This window comes from Streptomyces sp. NPDC048411, from assembly GCF_040704695.1.
Taxonomy (GTDB): Bacteria; Actinomycetota; Actinomycetes; order Streptomycetales; family Streptomycetaceae; genus Streptomyces.
Genome location: NZ_JBEZKL010000020.1, coordinates 59,538 through 82,385 on the forward strand (window position 1 = coordinate 59,538; position 22,848 = coordinate 82,385).

General features: G+C 71.5%; 20 protein-coding genes and 1 other RNA gene. 11 read left to right on the forward strand and 10 right to left on the reverse strand.

What is annotated here, in order from left to right:
- The first annotated feature begins 17 nt into the window (after nt 1–17).
- Nucleotides 18–1,208 carry a lipid-transfer protein gene (locus tag AB0915_RS10580; protein WP_366690708.1) on the forward strand — a complete coding sequence of 397 codons (1,191 nt, stop codon included), beginning with the start codon at nt 18–20 and terminating at the stop codon, nt 1,206–1,208.
- A 56-nt stretch (nt 1,209–1,264) separates the two neighbouring features.
- Complete coding sequence (locus AB0915_RS10585; protein WP_366690709.1) at nt 1,265–2,791, forward strand: MFS transporter; 1,527 nt, start codon at nt 1,265–1,267, stop codon at nt 2,789–2,791.
- 47 nt (nt 2,792–2,838) lie between these two features.
- Here the strand turns inward: AB0915_RS10585 and AB0915_RS10590 are convergent, their stop codons facing one another.
- Genes AB0915_RS10590 through AB0915_RS10605 form a run of 4 tightly spaced genes read right to left on the reverse strand, consistent with a single transcriptional unit; the run spans nt 2,839 to nt 6,363 of the window.
- Nucleotides 2,839–3,471, reverse strand: a complete 633-nt coding sequence (locus AB0915_RS10590; protein ID WP_366690726.1) for a response regulator transcription factor — start codon at nt 3,469–3,471, stop codon at nt 2,839–2,841.
- 5 nt (nt 3,472–3,476) lie between these two features.
- Nucleotides 3,477–4,679, reverse strand: a complete 1,203-nt coding sequence (locus AB0915_RS10595) for a sensor histidine kinase (RefSeq protein ID WP_366690710.1) — start codon at nt 4,677–4,679, stop codon at nt 3,477–3,479.
- An 11-nt stretch (nt 4,680–4,690) separates the two neighbouring features.
- Nucleotides 4,691–5,413, reverse strand: a complete 723-nt coding sequence (locus tag AB0915_RS10600) for an ABC transporter permease (RefSeq protein WP_366690711.1) — start codon at nt 5,411–5,413, stop codon at nt 4,691–4,693.
- Nucleotides 5,413–6,363 carry an ABC transporter ATP-binding protein gene (locus AB0915_RS10605; protein ID WP_366690712.1) on the reverse strand — a complete coding sequence of 317 codons (951 nt, stop codon included), beginning with the start codon at nt 6,361–6,363 and terminating at the stop codon, nt 5,413–5,415. The genes AB0915_RS10600 and AB0915_RS10605 overlap by 1 nt, the downstream gene beginning before the upstream one ends.
- Before the next feature lie 308 nt (nt 6,364–6,671).
- Here AB0915_RS10605 and AB0915_RS10610 point away from each other — a divergent pair, with 308 nt between their 5' ends.
- The 3 genes from AB0915_RS10610 to AB0915_RS10620 are packed head-to-tail and all read left to right on the forward strand — an operon-like array spanning nt 6,672 to nt 9,615.
- Nucleotides 6,672–7,526: a MaoC/PaaZ C-terminal domain-containing protein gene (locus tag AB0915_RS10610; protein ID WP_366690713.1), complete on the forward strand. Its 855-nt coding sequence runs from the start codon at nt 6,672–6,674 to the stop codon at nt 7,524–7,526.
- A 30-nt stretch (nt 7,527–7,556) separates the two neighbouring features.
- Entirely contained in the window at nt 7,557–8,633 is a 1,077-nt protein-coding gene (locus AB0915_RS10615; protein WP_366690714.1) for a Zn-dependent alcohol dehydrogenase, read from the forward strand.
- Nucleotides 8,634–8,667: 34 nt separating this feature from the next.
- Complete coding sequence (locus AB0915_RS10620; protein WP_366690715.1) at nt 8,668–9,615, forward strand: 3-oxoacyl-ACP reductase; 948 nt, start codon at nt 8,668–8,670, stop codon at nt 9,613–9,615.
- A 402-nt stretch (nt 9,616–10,017) separates the two neighbouring features.
- On the opposite strand, the gene AB0915_RS10625 is transcribed toward AB0915_RS10620, so the two are convergent.
- Complete coding sequence (locus AB0915_RS10625; RefSeq protein ID WP_366690716.1) at nt 10,018–11,349, reverse strand: hypothetical protein; 1,332 nt, start codon at nt 11,347–11,349, stop codon at nt 10,018–10,020.
- Between the two features lie 499 nt (nt 11,350–11,848).
- Between AB0915_RS10625 and AB0915_RS10630 the strand changes: the two genes are divergently transcribed.
- The 3 genes from AB0915_RS10630 to AB0915_RS10640 are packed head-to-tail and all read left to right on the forward strand — an operon-like array spanning nt 11,849 to nt 14,660.
- The gene (locus AB0915_RS10630) at nt 11,849–12,694 is read left to right on the forward strand and encodes a Nif3-like dinuclear metal center hexameric protein (RefSeq protein ID WP_366134231.1); all 846 of its coding nucleotides are present in this window, start codon (nt 11,849–11,851) and stop codon (nt 12,692–12,694) included.
- The gene (locus AB0915_RS10635) at nt 12,691–13,434 is read left to right on the forward strand and encodes a C4-type zinc ribbon domain-containing protein (RefSeq protein ID WP_366690727.1); all 744 of its coding nucleotides are present in this window, start codon (nt 12,691–12,693) and stop codon (nt 13,432–13,434) included. The genes AB0915_RS10630 and AB0915_RS10635 overlap by 4 nt, the downstream gene beginning before the upstream one ends.
- On the forward strand, nt 13,434–14,660 hold the full coding sequence (locus AB0915_RS10640; RefSeq protein ID WP_366690717.1) for a bifunctional RNase H/acid phosphatase: 1,227 nt from the start codon (nt 13,434–13,436) through the stop codon (nt 14,658–14,660). Before AB0915_RS10635 ends, AB0915_RS10640 begins: the two co-directional genes overlap by 1 nt.
- A 382-nt stretch (nt 14,661–15,042) precedes the next feature.
- Here AB0915_RS10640 and eda read toward each other — a convergent pair whose 3' ends face one another.
- Nucleotides 15,043–15,666: a bifunctional 4-hydroxy-2-oxoglutarate aldolase/2-dehydro-3-deoxy-phosphogluconate aldolase gene (eda, locus tag AB0915_RS10645; RefSeq protein WP_366690718.1), complete on the reverse strand. Its 624-nt coding sequence runs from the start codon at nt 15,664–15,666 to the stop codon at nt 15,043–15,045.
- Between the two features lie 73 nt (nt 15,667–15,739).
- Complete coding sequence (gene yaaA / locus AB0915_RS10650; RefSeq protein WP_366690719.1) at nt 15,740–16,540, reverse strand: peroxide stress protein YaaA; 801 nt, start codon at nt 16,538–16,540, stop codon at nt 15,740–15,742.
- A gap of 425 nt (nt 16,541–16,965) precedes the next feature.
- Between yaaA and AB0915_RS10655 the strand changes: the two genes are divergently transcribed.
- On the forward strand, nt 16,966–18,408 hold the full coding sequence (locus tag AB0915_RS10655; protein WP_366690720.1) for an RNB domain-containing ribonuclease: 1,443 nt from the start codon (nt 16,966–16,968) through the stop codon (nt 18,406–18,408).
- On the opposite strand, the gene AB0915_RS10660 is transcribed toward AB0915_RS10655, so the two are convergent.
- Nucleotides 18,359–19,213 (reverse strand): hypothetical protein, encoded by an 855-nt coding sequence (locus AB0915_RS10660; RefSeq protein ID WP_366690721.1) that lies wholly within the window; start codon nt 19,211–19,213, stop codon nt 18,359–18,361. The genes AB0915_RS10655 and AB0915_RS10660 overlap by 50 nt on opposite strands.
- Nucleotides 19,210–19,953, reverse strand: coding sequence for a MerR family transcriptional regulator (locus AB0915_RS10665; RefSeq protein ID WP_366690722.1), 744 nt, complete (start codon nt 19,951–19,953; stop codon nt 19,210–19,212). The genes AB0915_RS10660 and AB0915_RS10665 overlap by 4 nt, the downstream gene beginning before the upstream one ends.
- Before the next feature lie 179 nt (nt 19,954–20,132).
- Between AB0915_RS10665 and AB0915_RS10670 the strand changes: the two genes are divergently transcribed.
- Nucleotides 20,133–20,702 (forward strand): Uma2 family endonuclease, encoded by a 570-nt coding sequence (locus AB0915_RS10670; RefSeq protein ID WP_366690728.1) that lies wholly within the window; start codon nt 20,133–20,135, stop codon nt 20,700–20,702.
- Nucleotides 20,703–20,756: 54 nt separating this feature from the next.
- An RNA gene (rnpB, locus tag AB0915_RS10675) (RNase P RNA component class A) lies at nt 20,757–21,158 on the forward strand.
- 130 nt (nt 21,159–21,288) lie between these two features.
- Here the strand turns inward: rnpB and AB0915_RS10680 are convergent.
- Nucleotides 21,289–22,848: ABC transporter ATP-binding protein (locus AB0915_RS10680; protein WP_366690723.1), on the reverse strand; the 1,560-nt coding region annotated here is incomplete at its 5' end.

The window sequence follows — 22,848 nt, forward strand, 5'->3', positions numbered from 1 at the left end:
AGGGACGTGACTTCTCCATGAAGGCGTACATCGTTGGTGTCGGGATGACGAAGTTCGAGAAGCCCGAGACACGCGACTGGCAGTACTGGGACATGGCGAAGGAGGCGGGGAACGCCGCACTCGCCGACGCCTCGGTCACCTACGAGGAGGTGCAGCAGGTTCCCGTCGGCTACTGCTTCCAGGCCTCCACGGCCGGCCAGCGCGCCGCGTACGAGCTCGGGCTGACCGGCGTACCCGTCTACAACGTCAACAACAACTGCGCCACCGGCTCCACCGCGCTGATGCTGGCCCGGCAGTTCGTCGAGGGCGGCATCAGCGACTGCGTCCTCGCGCTCGGCTTCGAGAAGATGACGCGCGGGTCGCTGGGGAGCGGGTCCGACGGCGGAGCGGACTTCAGGACCTCGCCCGTTGCCCGGCACTACGGGATCATGGCCGCCGCCCACGGCTTCGAGATGTCCCCGCCCACCGCCCAGATCTTCGGCAACGCGGCCCGCGAACACATGGAGCGGTACGGGACGACGGAGGCGCAGCTCGCGGCGGTCGGCGCCAAGAACCACCGGCATTCGGTGATCAACCCGTACGCCCAGTTCCAGGACGCGTACACGGTCGACGAGATCCTCGCCGCCAGGACCATCCACCGCCCGCTGACCAAACTCCAGTGCTCGCCCACCTCCGACGGGGCGGCCGCAGCCGTCGTCGTGTCGGAACGCTTCGTCGGGAGCCACGGGCTGGAGGACAGGGCCGTCGAGATCGCCGCCCAGGCCATGACGACCGACACCGGAGAGACGTTCGCCTCCGGCACCTGCATCGACGCCGTCGGACTGCCCATGTCCCGTGCCGCCGCCCGGCAGGTGTACGACGCCTCCGGGCTCTCGGCCGCGGATCTCGACGTCATCGAGCTGCACGACTGCTTCTCCATCAACGAACTCCTCACCTACGAGGCACTCGGCCTGTGCGGCGAGGGCGAGTCCGGCAAGCTCGTCGAGTCGGGGGCCACCACCTACGGCGGCCGCTGGGTGGTCAACCCGTCCGGCGGGCTGATCTCCAAGGGGCACCCGCTCGGCGCCACCGGAATCGCCCAGGTCGCCGAACTCACCTGGCAGCTGCGCGGCGAGGCGGGCGACCGGCAGGTGCCCGGTGCCCGGGTCGGACTCGCCCACAACATCGGGCTCGGCGGCGCGGCGGTCGTCACGCTCCTGCGCCGATAGGCGGAGCCGGGTGTCCGGCCATATACCGATGTACGGGGCGCAGGGCGCCTGCGAGTATGACCCTCATGGTTGACGTCACGGCGCCCACGCCCCTGCAGATCCGGCAGAAAACCCGCACCTGGGCGGTGGTGCTCGCCGCCTGCACCGGCCAGTTCCTCGTCATCCTCGACGTGTCCGTCGTCAATGTGGCACTGCCGTCCATGCGGTCCGACCTTGGACTGAGTGCCGGTCAGTTGCAGTGGGTCCTCAACGCGTACGCGATCGCGTTCGCCGGGTTCATGCTCCTCGGCGGGCGCGCCGCCGACATATACGGCCGCAAGCGGATGTTCCTGGTCGGGCTCGGCCTGTTCACCGCCGCCTCGCTCGCCGGCGGGTTCGCCCAGGAGGGCTGGCAGCTGCTCGCCGCCCGCGCCGCCCAGGGGCTCGGTGCCGCCGTGCTGTCTCCCGCGACCCTCACGCTTCTCACCGCAGCGGTTCCCGAGGGCCCGGCCAGGACCAGGGCGATCGGTACGTGGATGGCCGTCGGCGCCGGAGGCGGCGCGGCCGGCGGACTGGTCGGCGGAGCGCTCACCGACCTCCTCTCCTGGCGCTGGGTCCTGCTGATCAATGTGCCGTTCGGCGTGCTCGTCCTGATCGGCGCCACGGTCTGGCTCGCCGAGAGCCGGGCGGGTGGGCGGCACCGTATCGACCTGCTGGGCGCGGTGCTCGTCACGGTGGGGCTGGCCACGGTCTCGTACGGCATCGTGCAGACCGAGCAGGAGGGCTGGACGGCCGCGGCGACCCTGGTGCCACTGCTCGGCGGAGTGGCGCTGCTGGCCCTCTTCGTCCTGGTGGAGGCGCGGACGGCGGTGCCGCTGATGCCGCTCCGGGTGCTGGGCACACGGGCGGTGGCGGCGGCGAACGCGGCGATGATCGTGATGGGTTCCGCGACGTTCTCGATGTGGTACTTCATGACCGTGTACGCGCAGTCGGTGCTGGACTACACGCCGATGCAGGCCGGACTGGCCCTGATGCCCACCTCGTTGGCGGTCGTGCTCGGCTCGACGTTCGCGCCGCGGATCATGGCACGGGTCGGCGCGAAGAACCTCGTCCTGATCGGTCTGGCGATCACCGCCACGGGCTTCGGCTGGCAGTCCACGATGGGCGCGGACGGCTCGTACCTCACGTCGATCTGCGGGCCCGGCATCCTGATGATGGCCGGTGCAGGGTTCGCGTCCACCCCGCTCGCTTCTCTCGCCACCTCGGGCGCGGCGCCCGGGGACGCCGGCCTGGTCTCCGGGCTGGTCAACACCTCGCGCACGATGGGCGGTGCACTCGGTCTCGCCGTGCTCTCCACGGTCGCGGCGGCACGGACCGGGGGCGGCACCGGGGCGGAGGAGCTGACCGCGGGGTTCGCGCTGGCGTTCCGGACAGCCGGCACGGTCCTGCTGGGCGGACTGCTGCTGATGGCCCTGTGGCTGCCGCGCCACCGCTCGTCGCGCTCCGCAATGACCGGCCCGTCGGCCACGTCAAGCCCGTCGAGCACGTCGGCTCCGTCCCGCGCGTCGAGCCCGTCGGGCATGTCGAGCCCGTCCGGCGATTGAGGGCAGCGGGGCGCCGGCCACGCCCGGCGCCCCGCTGCGAACACCGCCTACAGCCAGCCCTGCTGCCGCGCCGCCCGCACCGCCTCCATGCGGTTCCGCGTCCCTGTCTTCCCGATCGCCGACGACAGGTAGTTGCGTACCGTCGACTCGGACAGATGCAGCTTCGCCGCGATGTCGGAGACCGTCGCCCCGTCCACCGACGCGTTCAGCGCGTCCCGTTCCCGCGCCGTGAGCGGGCTGGGGCCCGCGCTCAGGGCGGCCGCGGCGAGGGCGGGGTCGATGACGGTCTCACCGGTCAGCACCCGGCGGATGGCCACCGCGAGCTCCTCGACCGGGCCGTCCTTGACCAGGAACCCCGCCGCGCCCGCCTCCATCGCGCGGCGCAGATAGCCGGGCCGCCCGAAGGTGGTGAGGATCAGCACCCGGCAGTCCGGCACCTCCTCGCGCAGGTCGGCGGCGGCGTCCAGTCCGCTCCGGCCCGGGAGTTCGATGTCCAGGAGCGCCACATCCGGGCGGGACAGCAGCGCGGCATCCACGATCTCGTCCCCGGCGCCCACCTGGGCCACGACCTCGATGTCAGGTTCCAGGCCGAGCAGCAGGGCGAGCGCGCCGCGCATCATGCCCTGGTCCTCGGCGAGCAGAACCTTGACGGACGTGTGCGGCCGCTGATCTCGGGGCATCTCGTTCACCGGCCCAGCGTATGGGGTGAGGCGGGACTTCCGGCGGCATCCACCGGGCCCACCGGCAGCTCCGCGCCGACCACGAACCCGCCGCCCGGCCCGGGACCCGCGGTGAGCGAGCCTCCCGCCGCGGCGAGCCGTTCGGTGAGGCCCTGCAGGCCGGTACCGCCGATGCCGGACGCGGGCGGCGGGTCCGCCCGTCCGCGGCCGTCGTCGGTGACGGTCAGCCGGACCCGTTCGGCCGTGCCGTCGACGAGGAACGAACAGCTGGTCGCGGCGCTGTGGCGTACGACGTTGGTCACCGTCTCCCGCACCACCCAGCCCAGCAGCGCCTCTGCCTGTGGGGTGAGCGGCGGTCCCGAGCGGCGGACCACCGATTCGATCCCGGCGGCGGTCAACGCGGACCTGGCCCGGTCGAGTTCGGTGGCCAGGCTCCCCTCGCGGTAGCCGGTGACCGCTTCCCGGATCTCGGTGAGGGCCTGCCGCCCGACGGACTCGATGTCGGCGACCTGGGCCAGCGCCGCGTCCATGTCGCGCGGTGCGAGCCGGCGCGCGGCCTCCGACTTGACGACGATCACCGAGAGTGTGTGTCCCAGCAGATCGTGCAGATCGCGGGAGAAGCGGAGCCGTTCCTTCTCCACGGCGGTGCGGGCCAGTTCCTGCCGGGTTGCCCGCAGCTCCATCACGGTCTCCGACAGGGTGAGGAGCGCGGCGGTCACCGCACCCGAGATGAAGGTGCCGTATCCGATGGTCCACGGGTCCGAGGCGTTGTCCCCGCGCCAGACGGCGACGAGACAGGCGACGGCCGCGAGGCCCAACAGGCCGAGTATCAGCGGCCGGTGGCGCAGGATGACGCCGCAGGCCAACGAGAGCAGGGGGAAGAACAGCAGCCAGGTGCCGCCGTACCCGATCGCCAGCCCGAACGCGACGAGGGCCATCACGGCGAGCAGCACGTACGACACGGGGCTCTCGCGCCTCTTCTTGTCGAACCCCCGGAACACCACGTTGATGTAGAGGGAGTTGAAGACAAGCAGCCCGAGACCGCCGATCCAGGGGTTCGGGGCCATCCCCTGGAAGAGGTTGGAGAAGCCGCCGAGTCCCATCAGCAGCCAGGGCAGCAACGAGTACGGTCCGGGCGGGCCGGGGCGCCCCTCCTCGCGGTGCCGCCTGCGGCGTTCCCGCCACGATCCTGATCCGTTCCGGGACATGCTCGCTCCTGTCACACGGTCCTCGCGGACCGACGGTACGAGACGACGGCGTACGCACCGAACAGCAGGAGCCATCCGCCGAGCACGGTGATCGTCCCGAGGGAGGGTGCGTGGCCGCCGGTGGTCGCCCAGCCCAGGTCGGCGAACCGGTGGGCGGGCGTGAACCTGCCGATGGAACGCAGCCATTCGGGAAGCAGGTCCAGCGGGAACCACAGCCCGCCCACGATCGCGAAGCCCATCAGACAGGCCACGTTGACGACCCCGGTGCCCTGCGGGGTGAGCCGGTAGCCGTTGCCGAGGCCGAGCAGGGTGAACGGCAGCGCGCCGATCCACAGCAGCAGTGCCAGTGAGATCCACTGCCAGGCGTCCAGCCGCACCCCGTTGAGCAGTCCGCCGGCCAGCAGCACCGTCACGATCGTCGGCAGGACGGTCACCGAACCGCTGATCGCCCGGCCCACGACCGCCCGGGAAGGGGCGAGCGGGGTGACCCGCAGCTGTTGAAGCCAGCCGAGCGTCTTGTCGGAGGCGACCCCCGTACCGATCGACATGGCGGAGCCCAGCGCACCGTACGCGGCCATGCCGACCATCGAGGCCGTCTTCCAGCCGTCGACGCCCTCGCCCCCGCCGATGTTGGTGAAGAGCAGGTACATCATCACCGGCATCCCGGTCCCGAAGATCAGGAAGAAGCCGTCACGCAGGGTCCTGCGCACTTCGAGCACGATGTAGCGGAACATTACGCGGTCTCCCTCTCGGAATCGGTTGTGGGTGCTGCTGCGGCCGGCGCGGTGAGGGCGACGAACGCGTCCTCCAGCGTGGCCCGGGAGACCTGGAGGCCACGGATCGCGCCGAGGCGGGCCAACTCCATGACGGTGGCGTCCGAATCGTCGGTGTGCAGCAGCGCCCGGTCCCCGGACACCTCGACGGCGACGACGCCGGGCAGCAGCTCCAGGCCCTCGGTCGGCCGGCCCGCCAGGTCGAAGGAGACGAGACTGCTGCCGGCCGAGCTCCTGATCGTGTCGGCGCTCCCGTCCGCGACGATCCGGCCCCGGTCGATGACGACGATCCGGTCGGCGTTCTCGTCGGCCTCCTCCAGGTAGTGCGTGGAGAAGAGCACCGTGTTGCCGCGCCGGGCGTAGGCGCGCATGGAGTCCCAGAACGCCCGCCGGGCCTCGACGTCCAGGGCGGCGGTCGGCTCGTCCAGGACGACCAGCTCCGGGTTGCCGGCGAGTGCGACGGCGAACCGGACGCGCTGGATCTGCCCGCCGGAGAGCTTGTCGATGCGCCGGTCGGCGTACGCGGAGACACCCGCCAGGGCCAGCGATTCGGGGACCGGCATCGGGCTGGGGTAGGTGGAGGCGACGAACCTGATCAGTTCGCGGACGGTGACCCGGGGGATCGGCCGCCCGTCCTGCAGCATGGCGCCGACCCGGCCCGCCCGAACCGCCTGCTCGGGGGTGGAGCCGAGCAGCTGCACACCGCCCGAGTCCGGGTCGTTCAGACCGAGCAGCAGGCTGATGGCGGTGGACTTGCCCGCGCCGTTGCGGCCGAGCAGTGCGACGGTCTCGCCGCGCTCGACGGTCAGATCGATCCCGTCGACGGCCCGTACGGTCCGCTCCGCCCGGCCGAAGGTCTTGACTGCCCCGGTGAAGACCACCGCAGGCCCGCTCCCCGTTGTCTTTTCCATGGCACTGACGGTACGGAGCCGGGCCCGTAGTCCGACAGAAGCGCTTGTACGGACTCCGCGATGACAAATGTCATGGCCAGGGTGGGCACCTGAACGGCCCACGGCGGGCGCCTTCTTGCCTGCCCCGCAATACATCTGACGATGCATCAACGGTCTTCACAAGTGCTGGGAGCTGCGTTATACATAGGGCCAACCGGCTAGAACGCGTTCTAGAACAGGCGTCGCGGCCGGTCCCGCACGACCTCGGTGCGGCCGACGGTGCGGACGGCCGTGCCGAGGTCTTCCCACCATCAAGGAGCAGCTCCCCCATGCCCATTGATGCCGCAAAGGCGATCGCCGCCGACCCCCGGACCGCAGAGATCGGCTGGGACCACAAGGACATCCAGCTCTACCACCTCGGACTCGGCGCGGGAATCCCCGCCACGGACCCCGACGAGCTGCGCTACACCCTGGAGTCCCGGCTCCATGTCCTGCCCAGCTTCGCCACCGTCGCAGGCGCCGGCATGGGTGTCGTCGGCGGACTGTCCTCGCCCGGGATCGACGTCGACCTCGCCGCCGTGCTCCACGGCGGACAGACCGTACGGGTGCACCGGCCGATCCCGGTGAAGGGCAGGGCCGTGCAGACATCGAAGGTCGCCGCCGTGTACGACAAGGGCAAGGCGGCCGTCCTCGTCCTGCGCACCGAGGCCGCCGACGACGACGGCCCGCTGTGGACCAACGACGCCCAGATCTTCGTCCGCGGCGAGGGGGGCTTCGGCGGCGAGCGCGGCCCGTCCGAGCGGCTCGCGCTCCCCGACCGGGCACCCGACCGGGTGGTCGAGCGGACCATCCGGAAGGACCAGGCGCTGCTCTACCGGCTCTCCGGGGACTGGAACCCGCTGCATGCCGACCCCGAGTTCGCCGAGTTGGCCGGCTTCGACCGGCCGATCCTGCACGGTCTGTGCACCTACGGCATGACGCTCAAGGCCGTGGCCGACACGCTGCTCGACGGTGAGGTGGCCCGGATCGGCGCATACAGCACCCGTTTCGCCGGGGTGGTCTTCCCGGGCGAGACCCTCCGCATCCGGATGTGGGCCGGGAACGGCCGCGTCCAGGTGGCCGTGACCGCCGCCGAGCGGGACGACGCGCCGGTCCTGGCCGACACGCTCGTCGAACACTTCTGAATCACGCAACGACCTGAGGGGAGCCGCACCATGCGCGCAGCCGTACTGCACGAGATAGGTCAGGACAAACTGGAAGTCCTCGACGACGTCGAGGCGGTGGGCTTCGGCCCGGGCAAGGTCAAGCTCCGCATCCGGGCCACCGGGCTGTGCCACTCCGACGTCTCGGCGATGAGCGGCGTGCTGCCGCAGCCCGCCCCCTTCATCCCGGGCCACGAGGGCGCCGGCGAGGTCCTCGACGTAGGCGACGGCGTGACCGGGCTGAGCGCGGGGGACCGGGTGCTGGTCTGCTGGCTGCCCGCCTGCGGGGCGTGTCCCGCCTGCCGGCGCGGCCAGACGCAGCTCTGCCTGGCCGGGTTCATGAACGCGGGCACACCCAACTTCAAGCGCCCGGGCGGCGATGTGTTCGGCTTCGCCGGGACCGGCACCTTCACCGAGGAGGTCGTCGTCGACGCGGGCTGCGCGGTGCCGATCCCCGATGACGTGCCGTTCGAGATCGCCGCGCTGATCGGCTGCGGCGTGACCACCGGACTCGGCGCCGCGATCAACACCGCGCAGGTGCAGGCAGGTTCGTCGGTCGCTGTGATCGGCTGCGGCGGCGTCGGTATCTCCACCATCCAGGGGGCCAGGGTCCAGGGCGCCGCTCAGATCGTCGCTGTCGACCCGGTCGCGTCCCGGCGCGAGGCGGCACTCCGGTTCGGCGCGACCGAAGTGGTCCCGCCCGACGAGCTCGCCGACGCCAAGCAGCGGATCACCGGCGGCGAAGGCTTCGACTACGTCTTCGAGGTCGTCGGCAAGTCGGCGACGGCCCGCACGGCGTACGAGAACACCCGGCGCGGCGGCACACTCTGCATCGTCGGCGCGGGCGCGATGGACGACAACTTCCAGGTCAACATGTTCGAGCTGTTCTTCGACGAGAAGCGGATCCTGCCCTCGATGTACGGGGGAGGGGACGTGCTCCGCTCCTACGAACGGGCCATCGCGCTCTGGCGGGCGGGCCGGATCGACCTCGAATCGATGATCACCCACCGGGTGCAGCTGGCCGAGATCAACGACGCCCTCGGCCAGATGAGGACCGGCGAGGCGCTCCGTACCTGCATCGAACTCTGACCACCGCCGCTTCCGAGAGGACTCCGGGATTCCGATGTCACAACCCCTTCCCCTGGACGGGCTGTCCGCGATCGTCACCGGCGCTGGCCGCGGCCTCGGGCGCGCCGAAGCGCTGGAACTGGCGGGGCTCGGCGCGGCTGTCGTCGTCAACGACTACGGGCAGCCGGGCCGCGACGGCTCCGGCGAGGCTTCCGCGACCCCCGCCGGGGAGGTCGCCGAGGAGATCCGCGCGGCGGGCGGCAGGGCCGTCGCCCACCTCGGCGACGTCTCCGACCACGAGCAGGCTCGCGCCTTGGTGGAGCTGGCCGTCAGCACGTACGGCACGCTCGACATCCTGGTCAACAACGCGGGCATCCTGCGCGACCGGATGGTCTTCTCGATGACCGAGGACGAGTGGGACTCCGTCATCCGGGTGCATCTCAAGGGCCACTTCAACACCACGCACTTCGCCGCGGCCCACTGGCGCGCGCGCTCCAAGGAGTCCGGCGGCCCGGTCTACGGCCGCATCATCAACACCTCGTCGGAAGCGTTCCTGGCGGGCTCGGCGGGCCAGCCGAACTATGCGGCGGCCAAGGGCGGCATCGTCGGCCTCACCACCTCGACGGCCCTGGCCCTGGCCAAGTACGGCGTCACCGCCAACGCCATCTGCCCGCGGGCCCGCACCCGGATGACGGAGGACGTCTTCGCGGGATTCGAGGAGCCGACGGACGGCCGGCTCGACGCGCTGGCCCCCGAACACGTCTCCCCGCTGGTCGGCTATCTGGCCTCGCCGGCGGCCGCCAAGGTCAACGGCCAGCTGCTCGTGGTGCACGGCGGGATGGTCGCGATCGTCGAACGCCCGCGGGTGGCCGCGAAGTTCGACTCGTCCAAGGAGACGTTCTCCTTCGACGAGCTGGACGAACTGATCTCCCCGTACTACGCGGAGCGTCCGCCGAACGAGACGTTCGCGGCGGCGGAGGTACTGGGACTGAAGCGGCGCTGACCCCCGGGCGGAAGAACACAAGGAAGGGCCTCCGCAGCCGAACAGTGCTGCGGAGGCCCTTCCTTCACTCGTTCCCTCGTTGATTTCCGTTGCGGTCAGGCCGCCCGGCTGCCCCCCTCGGCGGGGCGCCGGTGGCGACCATGCGGCTGCCCGTCGGTGCTCTCCATCGACACACCCCCTCGGTGCTTTCCGGAGCCGCCGGCGTCGGCCCGTGCGGCGTCCGCCCCCGGCGGGCGCGTCTGGGTCGTGTCGGTTCGGGCTTCAGACATGTGGGAAGTCACCCCGTTGTGATCGCTTGCGTGTGTGTCACCGGGACCATTGCGCCACCACCACCCGACACGGTCGCCGTCGGCAACCGCGCCCATCGGCTAGTAGGGGTGCCCCCTGGCCCCGGTCCAGAATTTAACCAGGTGCCGTGCGCCCCACGAGAGGCGCCTGGCCCAGTGGAACCGGCTTGCACACGGGAAGAGGCGTGGCAGCCGCGGACGGTTGCATACCGCTTTCCGTGACCGCCGTCCACGCAGGCCCGGCGCCGCGTTCCCCGTCCTCCGGTGCCTGCAGCAGGGCCACCCCGCACGGCACATCCCGCCCGGCGTACGGGAGCTTGAGGAAGCCGTCCCGGGTCCACACCCCGGAACCGGCCAACCACCCGTCCGGGGCGGCCAGTTGGTGCAGCCTGCGCCCCGCTGGACGCCACACCCCGACCCAGCTGCCGGCCGCCCCGTCGATCCGCAGCGCCACCGCACAGCTCTCCGGCATCAGCATCTGCCCGGGCTGCACGGCGAACGGCGTCACCGCGACATCCGCCGGATACAGACACTCCGGGAAGCGCACCGGCAGACAGCTGCCGAGCACCCCCCAGCCGAGCCGGTCGTGGCCCGGCGCATCGGAACGGATCAGCAGCAGCCCGCTGTCCGTATCGGCGAGCAGCAGACGGTCGTTGCTGTCCGGCGTGATCTGCAGCAGCGGCGACACCTCGCCGCCCCGGTCCAGATCCACGGCGACCGCCTTCACCGGACCGCCGCCCACCGGCTCCCGGTCCAGGGCCAGCATCCGCCCCGCCCGGTTCAGCCAGACCCCGCCGGAGCATCGTCCCGGCACCTCGGCCACCCGTTCCGGCCCGAACGCCCCGCCCGCCACCAGCCAGACGGCGGTGGAGCGTTCACCGACGGACAGTGCGTACGCGCTCGCACCGTCCGGCGACGGCGGCAACAGGGTCAGGGGGGTGTCGCCGGCGCACTCGAGGGTGCCGAGGGGCAGTTCGCCGGTGCCGGGGCCCGTCGGGTAGAGCAGGGAGAAGGCGTGCCGGTCCGCCACCCGCCGCCGGATCAACACCCGGCCGTCGGCGAGCGGCAGCACCTCGGAGTCCGGCTCCTCGGGCTGGTTGAGGGGGAGCGGCACGGCGTACGGCTCGTGCCCGTCGAGCGTCCAGCGCTCGGGGAACCAGGCGGCGTCCGGCGCCTGCCCGGCGAGTGTGAGCCGCGCCGCGTACGAGCCGTCGGCGGTGATGGTGAACGTGCCGGTCCCGGCGGCGGCAGCTCCGCCCGGCCCGACGGACTCGCCGGGTCCGTCGGGGACATCCGGCGCACCGGACTCGCCCCGCTCGCCGGGCTCGATGAGCCCGCCCCGCTCGTCCGGCTCGTCCCGGCCCCCGGGTTCTTCCGCTTCTCCGGACGCAGGATCCGCCGTCGCGGCGGCCCCGGCCGTCTCACCCTCGATGGCGCAGGCAGTCATGGGCTCGTCACCTCCGGCGACCGAAGCTAGTTTTCGCACTTCCTGCCGAACAACACGTGACCCGCCACTTCACACATAAGGATGGTGATACCCGGATTCGCCTGAGAGTGAGGGGACAGTGTGCTTCTGGCGGAGCCTGCGGGTAAGGTCAGGCATCCCTAAGTAATCCCGTGACTCCCTCAACTGAGCAAGTGACCACGCGATGTCCATACGACGCCGCAGCACCGCAGCGGTCGGCCTGACAGTGGCCGCCGCCCTCGCTCTCGCCGCCTGAAGGCGGTCAAGGAGGGCCGGGCGAAGGGCGTCCCGGACGAGACCTGGTAGCCCGGACTCGGCGTCACCGCGCCGAACCTTGTCCTCGACGACCTCCGCGCCGACCTGGTCAAGTAGCCGGCCGAGCAGAACTGCGCGTCACGATACGTGACCGACTGTTGCCCGGCCCTCACGAGTCGCCTCAGCCATGGGCAACGGGGCACGGACGGAAGGTAGCCTTTCCTCCGTGCCCCGCCTGTCTGAAGTCCTCACCGCGCTCGACGCCCTCTGGCCTCCCGAGCGGGCCGAAGGATGGGACGCGGTCGGAACGGTCTGCGGAGACGTGGACAACCCGGCTGCCGAAGTCGACCGCGTGCTCTTCGCCGTCGACCCGGTCCAGGAGGTCGCCGACGAGGCGGTCGGACTCGGAGCCCAGCTGATCGTCACCCACCACCCCCTCTACCTGCGGGGTACGACGACGGTCGCGGCCGACACCTTCAAGGGCCGGGTCGTGCACACCCTCATCAAGCACGACATCGCCCTGCACGTCGCGCACACCAACGCCGACACCGCCGACCCAGGGGTCTCCGACGCCCTCGCCGGCGCCCTCGACCTGCGGGTCACCGGCCCCCTCGTACCCGACCCGACCGACTCCAAGGGCCATCGAGGCCTCGGCCGGATCTGCGAACTCGACCACCCCGAGACCCTCCGCGACTTCGCGGCCCGCGCCGCCGCGCGGCTGCCCGCCACCGCGCAGGGCATCCGCATGGCCGGCGACCCGGACGCGCTCGTGCGTACCGTCGCGGTCAGCGGCGGCTCCGGCGACGGCCTCTTCGACGCCGTGCGCGCCGCGGGCGTCGACGCCTTCCTCACCGCCGATCTGCGCCACCACCCGGCCTCCGAGGCCGTTCAGCAGTCTCCGATCGGCCTGATCGACGCCGCGCACTGGGCCACCGAATGGCCCTGGTGCGAGCAGGCCGCGGCGCAGCTCGACGCGATTTCCGACCGCCACGGATGGGACCTGCGGGTCCATGTCTCGAAGCAGGTCACCGACCCCTGGACCACCCACCACTCTTCTGGAGCCCCCAACTGAACGCCGCGCCCGCCGACCAGATCCGACTTCTCGACGTCCAGGCCCTCGACGTACGGCTGTCGCAGCTTGCCCACAAGCGCAAGTCGCTGCCCGAGCATGCCGAGATCGACTCGCTCACCGCCGACCTCGCGCAACTGCGTGACCTGCTGGTCGCCTCACAGACCGAGGAGAGCGACACCGCCCGCGAGCAGACCAAGGCGGAGCAGGACGTCGACCTGGTGCGCCAGCGCGCCGTCCGCGACCAGCAGCGCCTGGACTCCGGTGCGGTCACCTCGCCGAAGGACCTGGAGAGCCTGCAGCACGAGATCACCTCGCTGGCCAAGCGCCAGGGTGACCTGGAGGACGTCGTCCTCGAAGTCATGGAGCGCCGCGAGTCCGCACAGGAGCGCGTCACCGAGCTGACCGCACGGGTCTCCGCCGTCCAGGCCAAGGTCGACGACGCGACCGCCCGCCGGGACGCCGCGACGCGGGAGCTCGACGAGGAGGCCGCGACCGTCACGAAGGAGCGCGAGCTCGTCGCCGGCTCCGTACCGGCCGACCTCCTCAAGCTGTACGACAAGCTCCGCGCCCAGTCGGGCGGGGTCGGCGCCGCCCGGCTCTACCAGCGCCGTTGCGAGGGCTGCCGGCTGGAGCTGAACATCACCGAGATCAACGACGTGAAGGCGGCGTCCCCGGACACGGTGCTGCGCTGCGAGAACTGCCACCGCATCCTGGTCCGTACGGCGGAATCGGGCCTGTAATGACGGAGCCGCGTCAGTTCGTCATCGAGGCCGACGGCGGCTCCCGGGGCAACCCGGGGCCCGCCGGGTACGGCGCGGTCGTGATCGACCCGGTCACGGGGGAGACACTCGCCGAGGCCGCCGAGTACATCGGCATCGCGACGAACAACGTGGCCGAGTACAAGGGCCTCATCGCGGGCCTGAAGGCCGCGAAGGCGCTGGTGCCGGACGCGTCGGTGGACGGTGCGCTGCGGGTGCGCGTCCGGATGGACTCCAAGCTGGTCGTGGAACAGATGTCGGGCCGCTGGAAGATCAAGCACCCTGACATGAAGCCGCTCGCGGCGGAGGCGGCCCGGATCCTTCCGGCGTCGGCCGTCACGTACGAGTGGATCCCGCGCGAGAAGAACAAGCACGCGGACCGGCTCGCCAACGAGGCGATGGACGCGGGCCAGCGAGGCAAGCAGTGGGAGCCGACGGCGTCGACGGCCGCACTCGACCTGCCCCCGGTCTCCGGTCCTCCCGGGGACGCGGCGGCAGGCGCCGCGAAGGCACGGGCAGCGATGTCCACCCGCCGTGAACCCGTGGCCACCCCACAGGCCGGCTGGGGTGCCGCCCCCGACCTGGGTGCGCCCGCGACGTTCGTCCTGCTCCGCCACGGCGAGACGGCCCTTACCCCCGAGAAACGGTTCTCCGGCAGTGGCGGCACCGACCCCGAACTCTCGGCGGCCGGCCGCCACCAGGCGGAGCGCGTGGCCGAGCACCTCGCGGCCCGCGGCACCATCCAGGAGATCGTCAGCTCGCCCCTGCGCCGCTGCCGCGAAACGGCGGCGACGGTGGCCGCGCGCCTGGGCCTGTCCGTCGAGATCGAGGAAGGCCTGCGCGAGACGGACTTCGGTGCCTGGGAAGGCCTGACGTTCGCCGAGGTCCGTGAACGATACGGCCCCGACCTGGACGCCTGGCTCGCCTCCACGAGGACGCCCCCCACGGGCGGCGGCGAGAGCTTCGCCGAGGTGGCCCGCCGGGTCTCGTCCACCCGCGACCGCCTGACCACCCGCTACGCGGGCCGCACGGTGCTCCTGGTCACGCACGTGACCCCGATCAAGACCCTGGTCCGCCTGGCCCTGGGCGCCCCGCCGGAGTCCCTGTTCCGCATGGAACTCTCGGCGGCGTCGCTGTCCGCGGTGGCGTACTACGCGGACGGCAACGCGTCACTGCGACTGCTGAACGACACGTCGCACCTCCGGTAGGCGGCGGAAGCCGCGCCCCGGATTCTGCCGCCCCCAGGGCGTGTTTCGAAAGTCTCGCCAGGCCCGTCCTACGGGCGGACGACGCTACTTTCGAAACACGCCCCAGTGGTGGCGGTCCCGGGAAACGGCGCGAGGCTGTCGCTGCCGCAGAGGTGGTTCCCGCGTGGCGCGAAGCTGCCACTGCGCGAAGCAGGCTACGGGCTCCCCGCTCCTGCAGCGGGCAGCCGCGCGCAGCGTGCGGTGCCGCTCTCGCCAGGGGCGACGGAGCGGTTCCCGCGGCGCGAAGCCGCCGCTTCCCCGGGGTACGGGGTGCTCCGTACCCCTTCAGCACCCACCGGGGTCCGGGGCAGAGCCCCGGTTCGGGAAGGGGCGGGTTGGGGAATCAGCCCCGCAGCGCCGCCGCCTCGCCCGCCAGCCGCTCCACCCGCGCCCAGTTCCTCGCCGCCACCGCGTCCCCCGGCACCATCCAACTGCCACCCACGCAGCCGACGTTCGGCAGTGCCAGGTACGACGGAGCCGAGGCGAGCGAGATGCCGCCCGTCGGGCAGAACCGGGCCTGGGGGAGCGGCGCGGACAGCGCCTTGAGGCAGGCGGTCCCACCCGCCGCCTCCGCCGGGAAGAACTTCATCTCGGTGACCCCGCGCTCCAGCAGCGCCACGACCTCGGACGTCGTCGAGACGCCCGGCAGGAACGGCACCCCCGACGCCTTCATCGCGTCCAGCAGCACATCCGTCCAGCCGGGGCTGACCAGGAACCGGGCCCCGGCCGCCACCGTGTCGGCGACGTTCTGCGGGGAGATCACCGTGCCCGCGCCCACCACCGCATCCGGTACCTCCGAGGCGATCGCCCTGATCGCGTCCAGCGCCGCAGCCGTCCGCAGTGTCACCTCGATGGCCGGGAGCCCGCCCGCGACCAGGGCCCGGGCCAGCGGCACCGCGTCGGCGGCGTCCTCCAGGACGACTACGGGGACTACGGGGGCAAGGTCCAGCACAGAGGAGGAGGGCATGGCCTCATCCTGCCGCGCTAACCGCACAGTACGCAACGAGCGTTGCACATGCTGCAACGTTGTGTGTCAGATGTCAGTGGATCTCCGTCACGACCACATCGAGCGCCCACGGCCGTCCCGCCCGCCCCGGAGTCTCCGCCTCCACCACGTACCCCAGCTCCCGCAACGCTTCCACCAGCTCCGCGGGCCCCTTCGGCCGGTCCCCCGACTGCAGCAGATCGCGGACCATCCGCCCCTTCGTCGCCTTGTTGAAGTGGCTGACCACCGACCGCTTCTCCACCCCGTCCACCATCTGGGAGTGCAGCACCCGCACGCTCGCCGTGCGCTCCGCCACCGCACCCTTCGGCTTCCACGCCGCCGTGTACGCCGACGACCGCAGATCCAGTACGAGCCCGTCCCCGGCCGCCTCCGGCATCACCTCGGCCATCGGCGCCCGCCAGTACGCGCCCAAGGCGCCGAGCCCCGGCAGCTTCACCCCCATCGAGCAGCGGTACGACGGAATCCGGTCGCCCACCCGCACCGCGCCCCACAGCCCGGAAAAGACCAGCAGCGACTTCCCGGCCCGCCGCCGGGCCGCCGTGTCCAGGGACGCCAGGTCCAGAGCGTCGTACAGCACCCCGGTGTAGATCTCCCCGGCGGGCCGCGTCCCCGCCGTCCGCAGCTCGACGTTCTTCGCGATCTCGCCGCGCAGTCCCTCGCTGAGACCGAGCACCTCGCGGGCCTTCTCCTCGTCCGCCACGCACAGCTCGACCAGCTCGTCGAGGACCGTGGCCCGGGCCTCGGCAAGCCCCGGCAGCGACAGCGACTCCGGCTTCAGGGGTGCTCCGCGACCCGAAGCGGCCTTTCCTTCGGAGGGCGGCAACAGCACGAGCACGGCGGTTCTCCTTCGTACGAACAGGGAAGCGGCCCCACGACTGCCCAAGGCCTGCCTGCCAGCGTAAGGGGACGCCCGAACCGCCCGGCCCGGCCCCCGGACCACTGGGGCCCATCCCTGGACCGCAGGATCACCCGGCACCGACCGCAGGATCACCCGGCACCGACCGCAGGATCACCCATCCCTGGACCGCAGGATCACCCGGCACCGACCGCAGGATCACCCGGCACCGACCGCAGGATCACCCGGCACCGACCGCAGGATCACCCGTCCCTGGACCGCAGGATCACCCGGCACCTGGACCGCGGGGCCACCCGTCCCCGGACCGCAGGACCACCCCCGGACCGCAGGATCATCCGGCATCGGACCGCAGGGACGCCCGCACCCGGGATGCCGGTCGCCCCGCCCCGCCATACGCTCGGTTCATGCCCCGCCGCCATCTCCACATGACCGGCGCAGCCGACACCCCGCTGCGGGCGGCCCTGCGCGAACTGCGCACCACGCTCCGGCTGCCCGCCGATTTTTCGCGCGAGGTCCTCGCGGAGGCGGCGCAGGTGGCGAAGTCTCTCGTCCTGACAGGACACCAGGACGCGACGGACCTCCCTCTCTTCACCATCGACCCGCTCACCTCCACCGACCTCGACCAGGCGATGCACCTCGAACGCCGCCCGCACGGCTTCCGGGTCCACTACGCCATCGCCGACGTCACCGCCTTCGTCCGCCCCGGCGGCGCACTCGACACCGAGGCCCACCGCCGGGTGACGACCCTCTATTTCCCCGACGGCAAGGTGCCGCTGCACCCCACCCCGCTCTCCGAGGGAGCAGCCAGCCTCCTCCCCGGGCAGACCCGCCCCGCCCTGCTCTGGCGGATCGACCTCGACGCGGAGGGCCGCGCGGGCGCCACCGACGTACGCCGGGCCCTGGTCCGCAGCCGGGCCAAGCTGGACTACACGGGCGTCCAGCGGCAGATCGACGCGGGCGCCGCCGAGGAACCTCTCGCCCTGCTGAAGGACATCGGCCGGCTCCGCGAGGAGCAGGAGATCGCCCGCGGCGGGATTTCGCTCGATGTGCCCGAGCAGGAGATTGTCCAGCGTGACGGCGCATATGGCCTGGAGTACCGCGCCCCGCTGCCCGCCTACGGCTGGAACGCCCAGATCTCCCTCCTCACCGGCATGACCGCCGCCCATCTGATGGCCGAGGCGGGCACCGGCATCCTGCGCACGCTCCCGGTCGCCCCGGACGGCGCCGTCGCCCGACTGCGCCGCTCGGCCGAGGCCCTGCACATCGACTGGCCGCACCACGTCCCGTACGCCCAGGTCGTCCGGTCGCTCGACCCGAAAAGGGCGAGCCACGCCGCGTTCCTGCAGGAGTGCACCACCCTGCTGCGCGGCGCCGGCTACACGGCCTTCGAGCACGGTGAACTCCCCACCCCCGCCGTCCACGCCGCCGTGGCCGACCTCTACACGCACTGCACCGCGCCCCTGCGCCGCCTCGTCGACCGGTACGCGGCCGAACTGTGCGTCGCGGCAGTCGCGGACCAGGAGCCGCCCGAGTGGGTGACGGCCGCGCTCCCCGGCCTCCCGAAGGAAATGGCCGAAGGGGCCCGCCGCGCCAACACGGTGGAACGCGAGTGCGTCGACCTGGTCGAGGCGGCACTCCTCAGCGACCGGGTGGGCGAGGTCTTCGACGCGTACGTGGTCGACGTAGAGGACCAGGAACCCACCATCGGCACGGTCCACATCGAGCACCCCGCCATCGTGGCCCGCATCGACGGCGGCACGACGAAGCTCCCCCTGGGCGAACGGCTCCAGGTCCGCCTCACCCAGGCGGACCCGGGGGCGGCGAAGGTACTGTTCGCCCCCGCGTGAGAGCGGCGACGGCGGCGCGCGGGTCGTCGGCATGGAAGCGGACGGTCCGAGCCCAGCCCCGCTTCCCGAGCGGCCGGACGAACTCGACCGGCCGGGTCAGCTCCACGGTCACCGTCGTCTGGCTCCCCACGACGAGGTCGAGTACCCCGTCCGGATGCAGGTGGACCAGCCTGCCCTCCGGGTAGCGCCGTTCGACGCGCGCCGTGGCAACGGTGGTCGCGGGCACCCGCAGGTCGAACAACCCCCCGTAGCGGATGCGCAGTGACCCGTCTGCGCCCACCACGTGCGGCCGGGTCACACAGGCGGCATGAAGAGCCAGGACCAGCAGCACCCCGTACACATCCAGGACGAGCAGAATCCGGTGGACGGCGGGCCAGGGGACCAGCAGGGCCAGCATCACCGTCTCGACGAGCGAGACGAAGACCAGGCCGTACATCATCGCGGTCTGCGGTCCGGTATACGGGACGGCCAGCGCCCCCTCCGGCACGGCGTGGCGCCGCCGCATCCACAACCCGAGACTGTGCAAGGCACGCAGCTCGTGCGCGACCAGGCGGCGCACCTTCTCCGGCACGACGGTACGGAGCGCCGTACCCATCGCCTCCCGCCGCCCGGCACCCGCGCGCCGGCCCAGGAGCCAGAGCCGCCACAGGACCACGCCCTCGAACCCGAGCGCGGCGACCACCAGGGCCTCGGCGCCGAGCAGAACCGCACCCGGTATCCGGACCCCCGCCAGCAGGCAGCCCCCCAGAGCCAACTCGACAGTCAGCACAGCCCCCGCGGCATACCGCGCAATCCGCATGCTCATCCCGTCTCCCTCTCCGCCATGCGTACTGTCATGGCCACCATCACTCGGCGCACCACCTCGGCCTGCGCGGGCGCGTAGTCGTCGAGCAGGGCCTGACCGAACCCCGTCATTGCAGGCCCGCCGGAGGGGATCGCCGCCAGTACCTCGTCCGGCACGGCAGCGGCCAGATCGGCGGCGAGCGGAGCGATCCGCGGATCGTCCGCGGACGCCGCAGCCAGCGCGTCCAGCCGTTCGTACAGCGCGTGCACGGCCGGGTCCTCGGCCAGTGGCCGCAGTGCGGCGTAGACCTCGCTGCCGACACCCGCCGTGTCCAGCAGCACCAGGTGCTCGCGGTCCTTGGCAGCCATCGGCGAGCCGGTGGCGGGAGCCGTGCCGAGCAGTTCGGCCAGCGCGGGCGATACGGGCTCCTCGGCGCTCACCGGCCCGTCCAGCAACCGTGCCAGCCGATGCCGCCGCTCCCGGATCTCGTCTTCCTGCCGGGCCAGATCGGCATCCAACTCGACGAGTACCTCGGTGAGTTCGCGCCCGGCGTCGTCGGCGAGGGCATCCCGTACCTCATCCAGACCGAGCCCCAGCTCGGTGAGCCTCCTGATCCGGGCCAGCACAACGGCGTCGCGCACGCTGTAGGCGCGGTAGCCGTTGGCCCGGCGCCCGGGCTCGGGAAGCAGTCCGATGTGGTGGTAGTGCCGGATCGCCCGCGGGGTGACCCCGACGAGCCCGGCAATCTCTCCGATGCGCATGAGGCCAGTAGAAACGTTGACGCCGCGGCAGGGTCAAATGCGCACCCCACCCGTCCGCATCTGACAGCTCCGCTCCCTCCTGTGCCACGATCGAGGGAAGCACTCCCATCTCACGGACGGCGGATCCATCGATGCCCCAATCTGGCGAGCGACCGAGGGAGGGGCGTGACATGACTGCCATGCCGCACGAACCGCTCACGCAGGCGGACGTCCTGCTGGAGGGCTTCCTGGCGCTGGATACGCCGGAGGGCTTCCGGGCCGAGCTGATCGAGGGGGAGATTGTCGTGACGCCGCCGCCGGACGGGGACCACGAGGACTGCATCAGCCTGATTCTGAGGCAGGTGATCAGGCTCGCCCGGACCGACATGGACTTCTCCGGGAACAAGGGTCTGAAGCTGAATAGCGGCGGACGCTGCCCCAGGAACCACGTCATCCCCGACGGCACCTTCGCCCCCACCGAGCTGCGGCTGTACCGGGGAGCCGAACCCTGGATGCCGTGCGAGGGAGTGGCCCTCGTCGTCGAGGTCACCTCGACCAAGCCCCGGGCCGACCGCACGGACAAGCGCCACTGCTATGCCCGCGGACCCATCCCGCTCTACCTCCTGGTCGACCGTGAGGAGTCCTCGGTGACGCTGTTCAGCGAGCCGGAAGGGGACGACTACCGTCAGCACTGCACGATCCCGTTCGGCAAGACACTCAGTCTCCCCGCGCCGTTCGCCTTCGATCTGGAGACCGAGGCACTCGTCTGAGCCGTCCCGTCCGGCGGTCCCCGCCCCGCCGGGTAGCATGGTCGGCACGGCAGACGAGCCGGGCGGACGGCCGCGTGGGGATTTTCGGATCCTCCCGAGGAACGTCCGGGCTCCACAGGGCAGGGTGGTGGCTAACGGCCACCCGGGGTGACCCGCGGGACAGTGCCACAGAAAACAAACCGCCAGGGACTTCGGTCCTCGGTAAGGGTGAAACGGTGGTGTAAGAGACCACCAGCGCCTGAGGTGACTCAGGCGGCTAGGTAAACCCCACCCGGAGCAAGGTCAAGAGGGGCCGTCGCGAGACGGCCCTGCGCGAACGTCCGAGGGCTGCTCGCCCGAGTTCGCGGGTAGACCGCACGAGGCCGGCAGCAATGCCGGTCCTAGATGGATGGCCGTCTCCCCGGCCGCCGCGAGGCGACCGGGTGACAGAACCCGGCGTACAGCCCGACTCGTCTGCCGCTACCTGCGGTTTTGCCTTCGGAAGGGCCTCCGACCTGCGTCGGAGGCCCTTCCGGGCAGGCGGGGAACAGAAATGAGTACGCCCCCTGGGAGCGGACTCCCAGGGGGCGCACGGGTCACCGGAGACTCAGTTTTCGCCGTCCCACGACCGCCACAGCGCCGCGTACGCTCCGTCCGCGCCGACCAGCTCATCGTGCGTGCCCAGCTCGACGATGCGGCCGGACTCCATGACGGCGACGCGATCGGCGTCATGTGCGGTCTGAAGCCGGTGGGCGATGGCGATGATGGTGCGGTCCGACCGGACGGCGGCCATCGCTCGCTCCGCCTGCCGGGCCGTCTTCGGGTCGAGGAGTGACGTGGCCTCGTCCAGGATCAGGGTGTGCGGATCCGCCAGATGCACCCTGGCCAGGGTGAGTTGCTGCGACTGTGCGGCCCCCAGTTCGACTCCGCCCGAGCCCAGCCGGGTGTCCAGGCCATCCGGCAGTTCGGCCACCCAGTCCGCCTCCACCAGCGCCAGTGCCGCGAGGATGGCCTCGTCGTCGGCCTCGGGTGCGGCCATGGTCATGTTGTCGCGAAGGGTGCCCAAGAACACGTGGTGCTGCTGCGTGATGAGGACGATGCGGTTGCCCAGTTCGCCCGCTGCGGCCAGGTCGGCGACGGGAACGCCGCCGACCAGGATGCGACCGGTGTCCGGGGCGTCCACACCGGACATCAGCTTGCCGAGGGTGGACTTGCCTGCTCCGGACCGGCCGACCACCGCCAGCCGTTCGCCGGGACGTACCTGCAGCTCGACGTCCTTGAGGACCTCGTGTCCGGGGAGGTAGGAGTACCGCACGCCGCTGACCTCGATGAGGTCGTCCGCAGGGGTCGGTACCGGGGCGTCAGACGTGTGCGAGACCAGTCCGACGCCCTTGACGCGGGCGAACGATGCGCCGCTGCGCTGCAGTTGTTCGACCCAGATGAGCATCTGGTTGAGCGGGTCGACCAGCTGCCACATGTACAGGCCACCCGCCACCACGGCGCCCAGGGGGATCGCTCCGTCGAGGTAGCCCAGCCCGCCCACGAGGAGGATGAGTGCCATGGGCAGGGTGTGCGCGAACTCGGTGACCGGGAACAGCACTGTCCGCAGGGAGAGGGTGCGCGCACTGGCGCGGTAGGTGGCGTCGATGGCCTTGTCGAGGGTGTGGTTCTGCTGTGCACGCAGCCCGAAGGCCTCGACGGTGCGGGCACCGTGCGCAGTGGAATTGAGGATCTCGGAGACCTCACCGGCGGCCGCTCCCTCGGCGAGGTAGGCGGCACGGGAGCGCGTCAGGTACCACCGGCTCACTCCCCATACGAGTGGAAGCCCCACCACCGAGCACAGTCCGAGGAGGGGGTCCAGAAGGAAGACCGCGGCGAAGATGAACACGACCTGGACGCCGGCAATGAAGATGTCCGGGGCCGCATTGCGCAGGGTGGCTGCAACGGTTGAGACGTCCAGGGTGGAACGGGTGACCAGATCGCCGGTGCCCACCTCGTCCGCGATCCGCCCCGGCAGCGCGAGGGTGCGGTCGATGACCTCCTCACGGAGCCGGGGGGGGGGGGGGGGGGCGGGGCGCGGGGGGGGTAAACAAGACAAAACCAACAACACCCAAAGGGCGGGCGCGCACCACAAAAAAGACGCCGCCCCAACCACAACACAGGAGAA

Coding starts and splice junctions, on each gene's coding strand:
- AB0915_RS10580 (WP_366690708.1), top strand. CDS start 18: ATGAAGGCGTACATCGTTGGTGTCGGGATGACGAAGTTCGAGAAGCCC.
- AB0915_RS10585 (WP_366690709.1), top strand. CDS start 1,265: ATGACCCTCATGGTTGACGTCACGGCGCCCACGCCCCTGCAGATCCGG.
- AB0915_RS10590 (WP_366690726.1), bottom strand. CDS start 3,471: ATGCCCCGAGATCAGCGGCCGCACACGTCCGTCAAGGTTCTGCTCGCC.
- AB0915_RS10595 (WP_366690710.1), bottom strand. CDS start 4,679: ATGTCCCGGAACGGATCAGGATCGTGGCGGGAACGCCGCAGGCGGCAC.
- AB0915_RS10600 (WP_366690711.1), bottom strand. CDS start 5,413: ATGTTCCGCTACATCGTGCTCGAAGTGCGCAGGACCCTGCGTGACGGC.
- AB0915_RS10605 (WP_366690712.1), bottom strand. CDS start 6,363: ATGGAAAAGACAACGGGGAGCGGGCCTGCGGTGGTCTTCACCGGGGCA.
- AB0915_RS10610 (WP_366690713.1), top strand. CDS start 6,672: ATGCCCATTGATGCCGCAAAGGCGATCGCCGCCGACCCCCGGACCGCA.
- AB0915_RS10615 (WP_366690714.1), top strand. CDS start 7,557: ATGCGCGCAGCCGTACTGCACGAGATAGGTCAGGACAAACTGGAAGTC.
- AB0915_RS10620 (WP_366690715.1), top strand. CDS start 8,668: ATGTCACAACCCCTTCCCCTGGACGGGCTGTCCGCGATCGTCACCGGC.
- AB0915_RS10625 (WP_366690716.1), bottom strand. CDS start 11,349: ATGACTGCCTGCGCCATCGAGGGTGAGACGGCCGGGGCCGCCGCGACG.
- AB0915_RS10640 (WP_366690717.1), top strand. CDS start 13,434: ATGACGGAGCCGCGTCAGTTCGTCATCGAGGCCGACGGCGGCTCCCGG.
- eda (WP_366690718.1), bottom strand. CDS start 15,666: ATGCCCTCCTCCTCTGTGCTGGACCTTGCCCCCGTAGTCCCCGTAGTC.
- AB0915_RS10655 (WP_366690720.1), top strand. CDS start 16,966: ATGCCCCGCCGCCATCTCCACATGACCGGCGCAGCCGACACCCCGCTG.
- AB0915_RS10660 (WP_366690721.1), bottom strand. CDS start 19,213: ATGAGCATGCGGATTGCGCGGTATGCCGCGGGGGCTGTGCTGACTGTC.
- AB0915_RS10665 (WP_366690722.1), bottom strand. CDS start 19,953: ATGCGCATCGGAGAGATTGCCGGGCTCGTCGGGGTCACCCCGCGGGCG.
- AB0915_RS10670 (WP_366690728.1), top strand. CDS start 20,133: ATGCCGCACGAACCGCTCACGCAGGCGGACGTCCTGCTGGAGGGCTTC.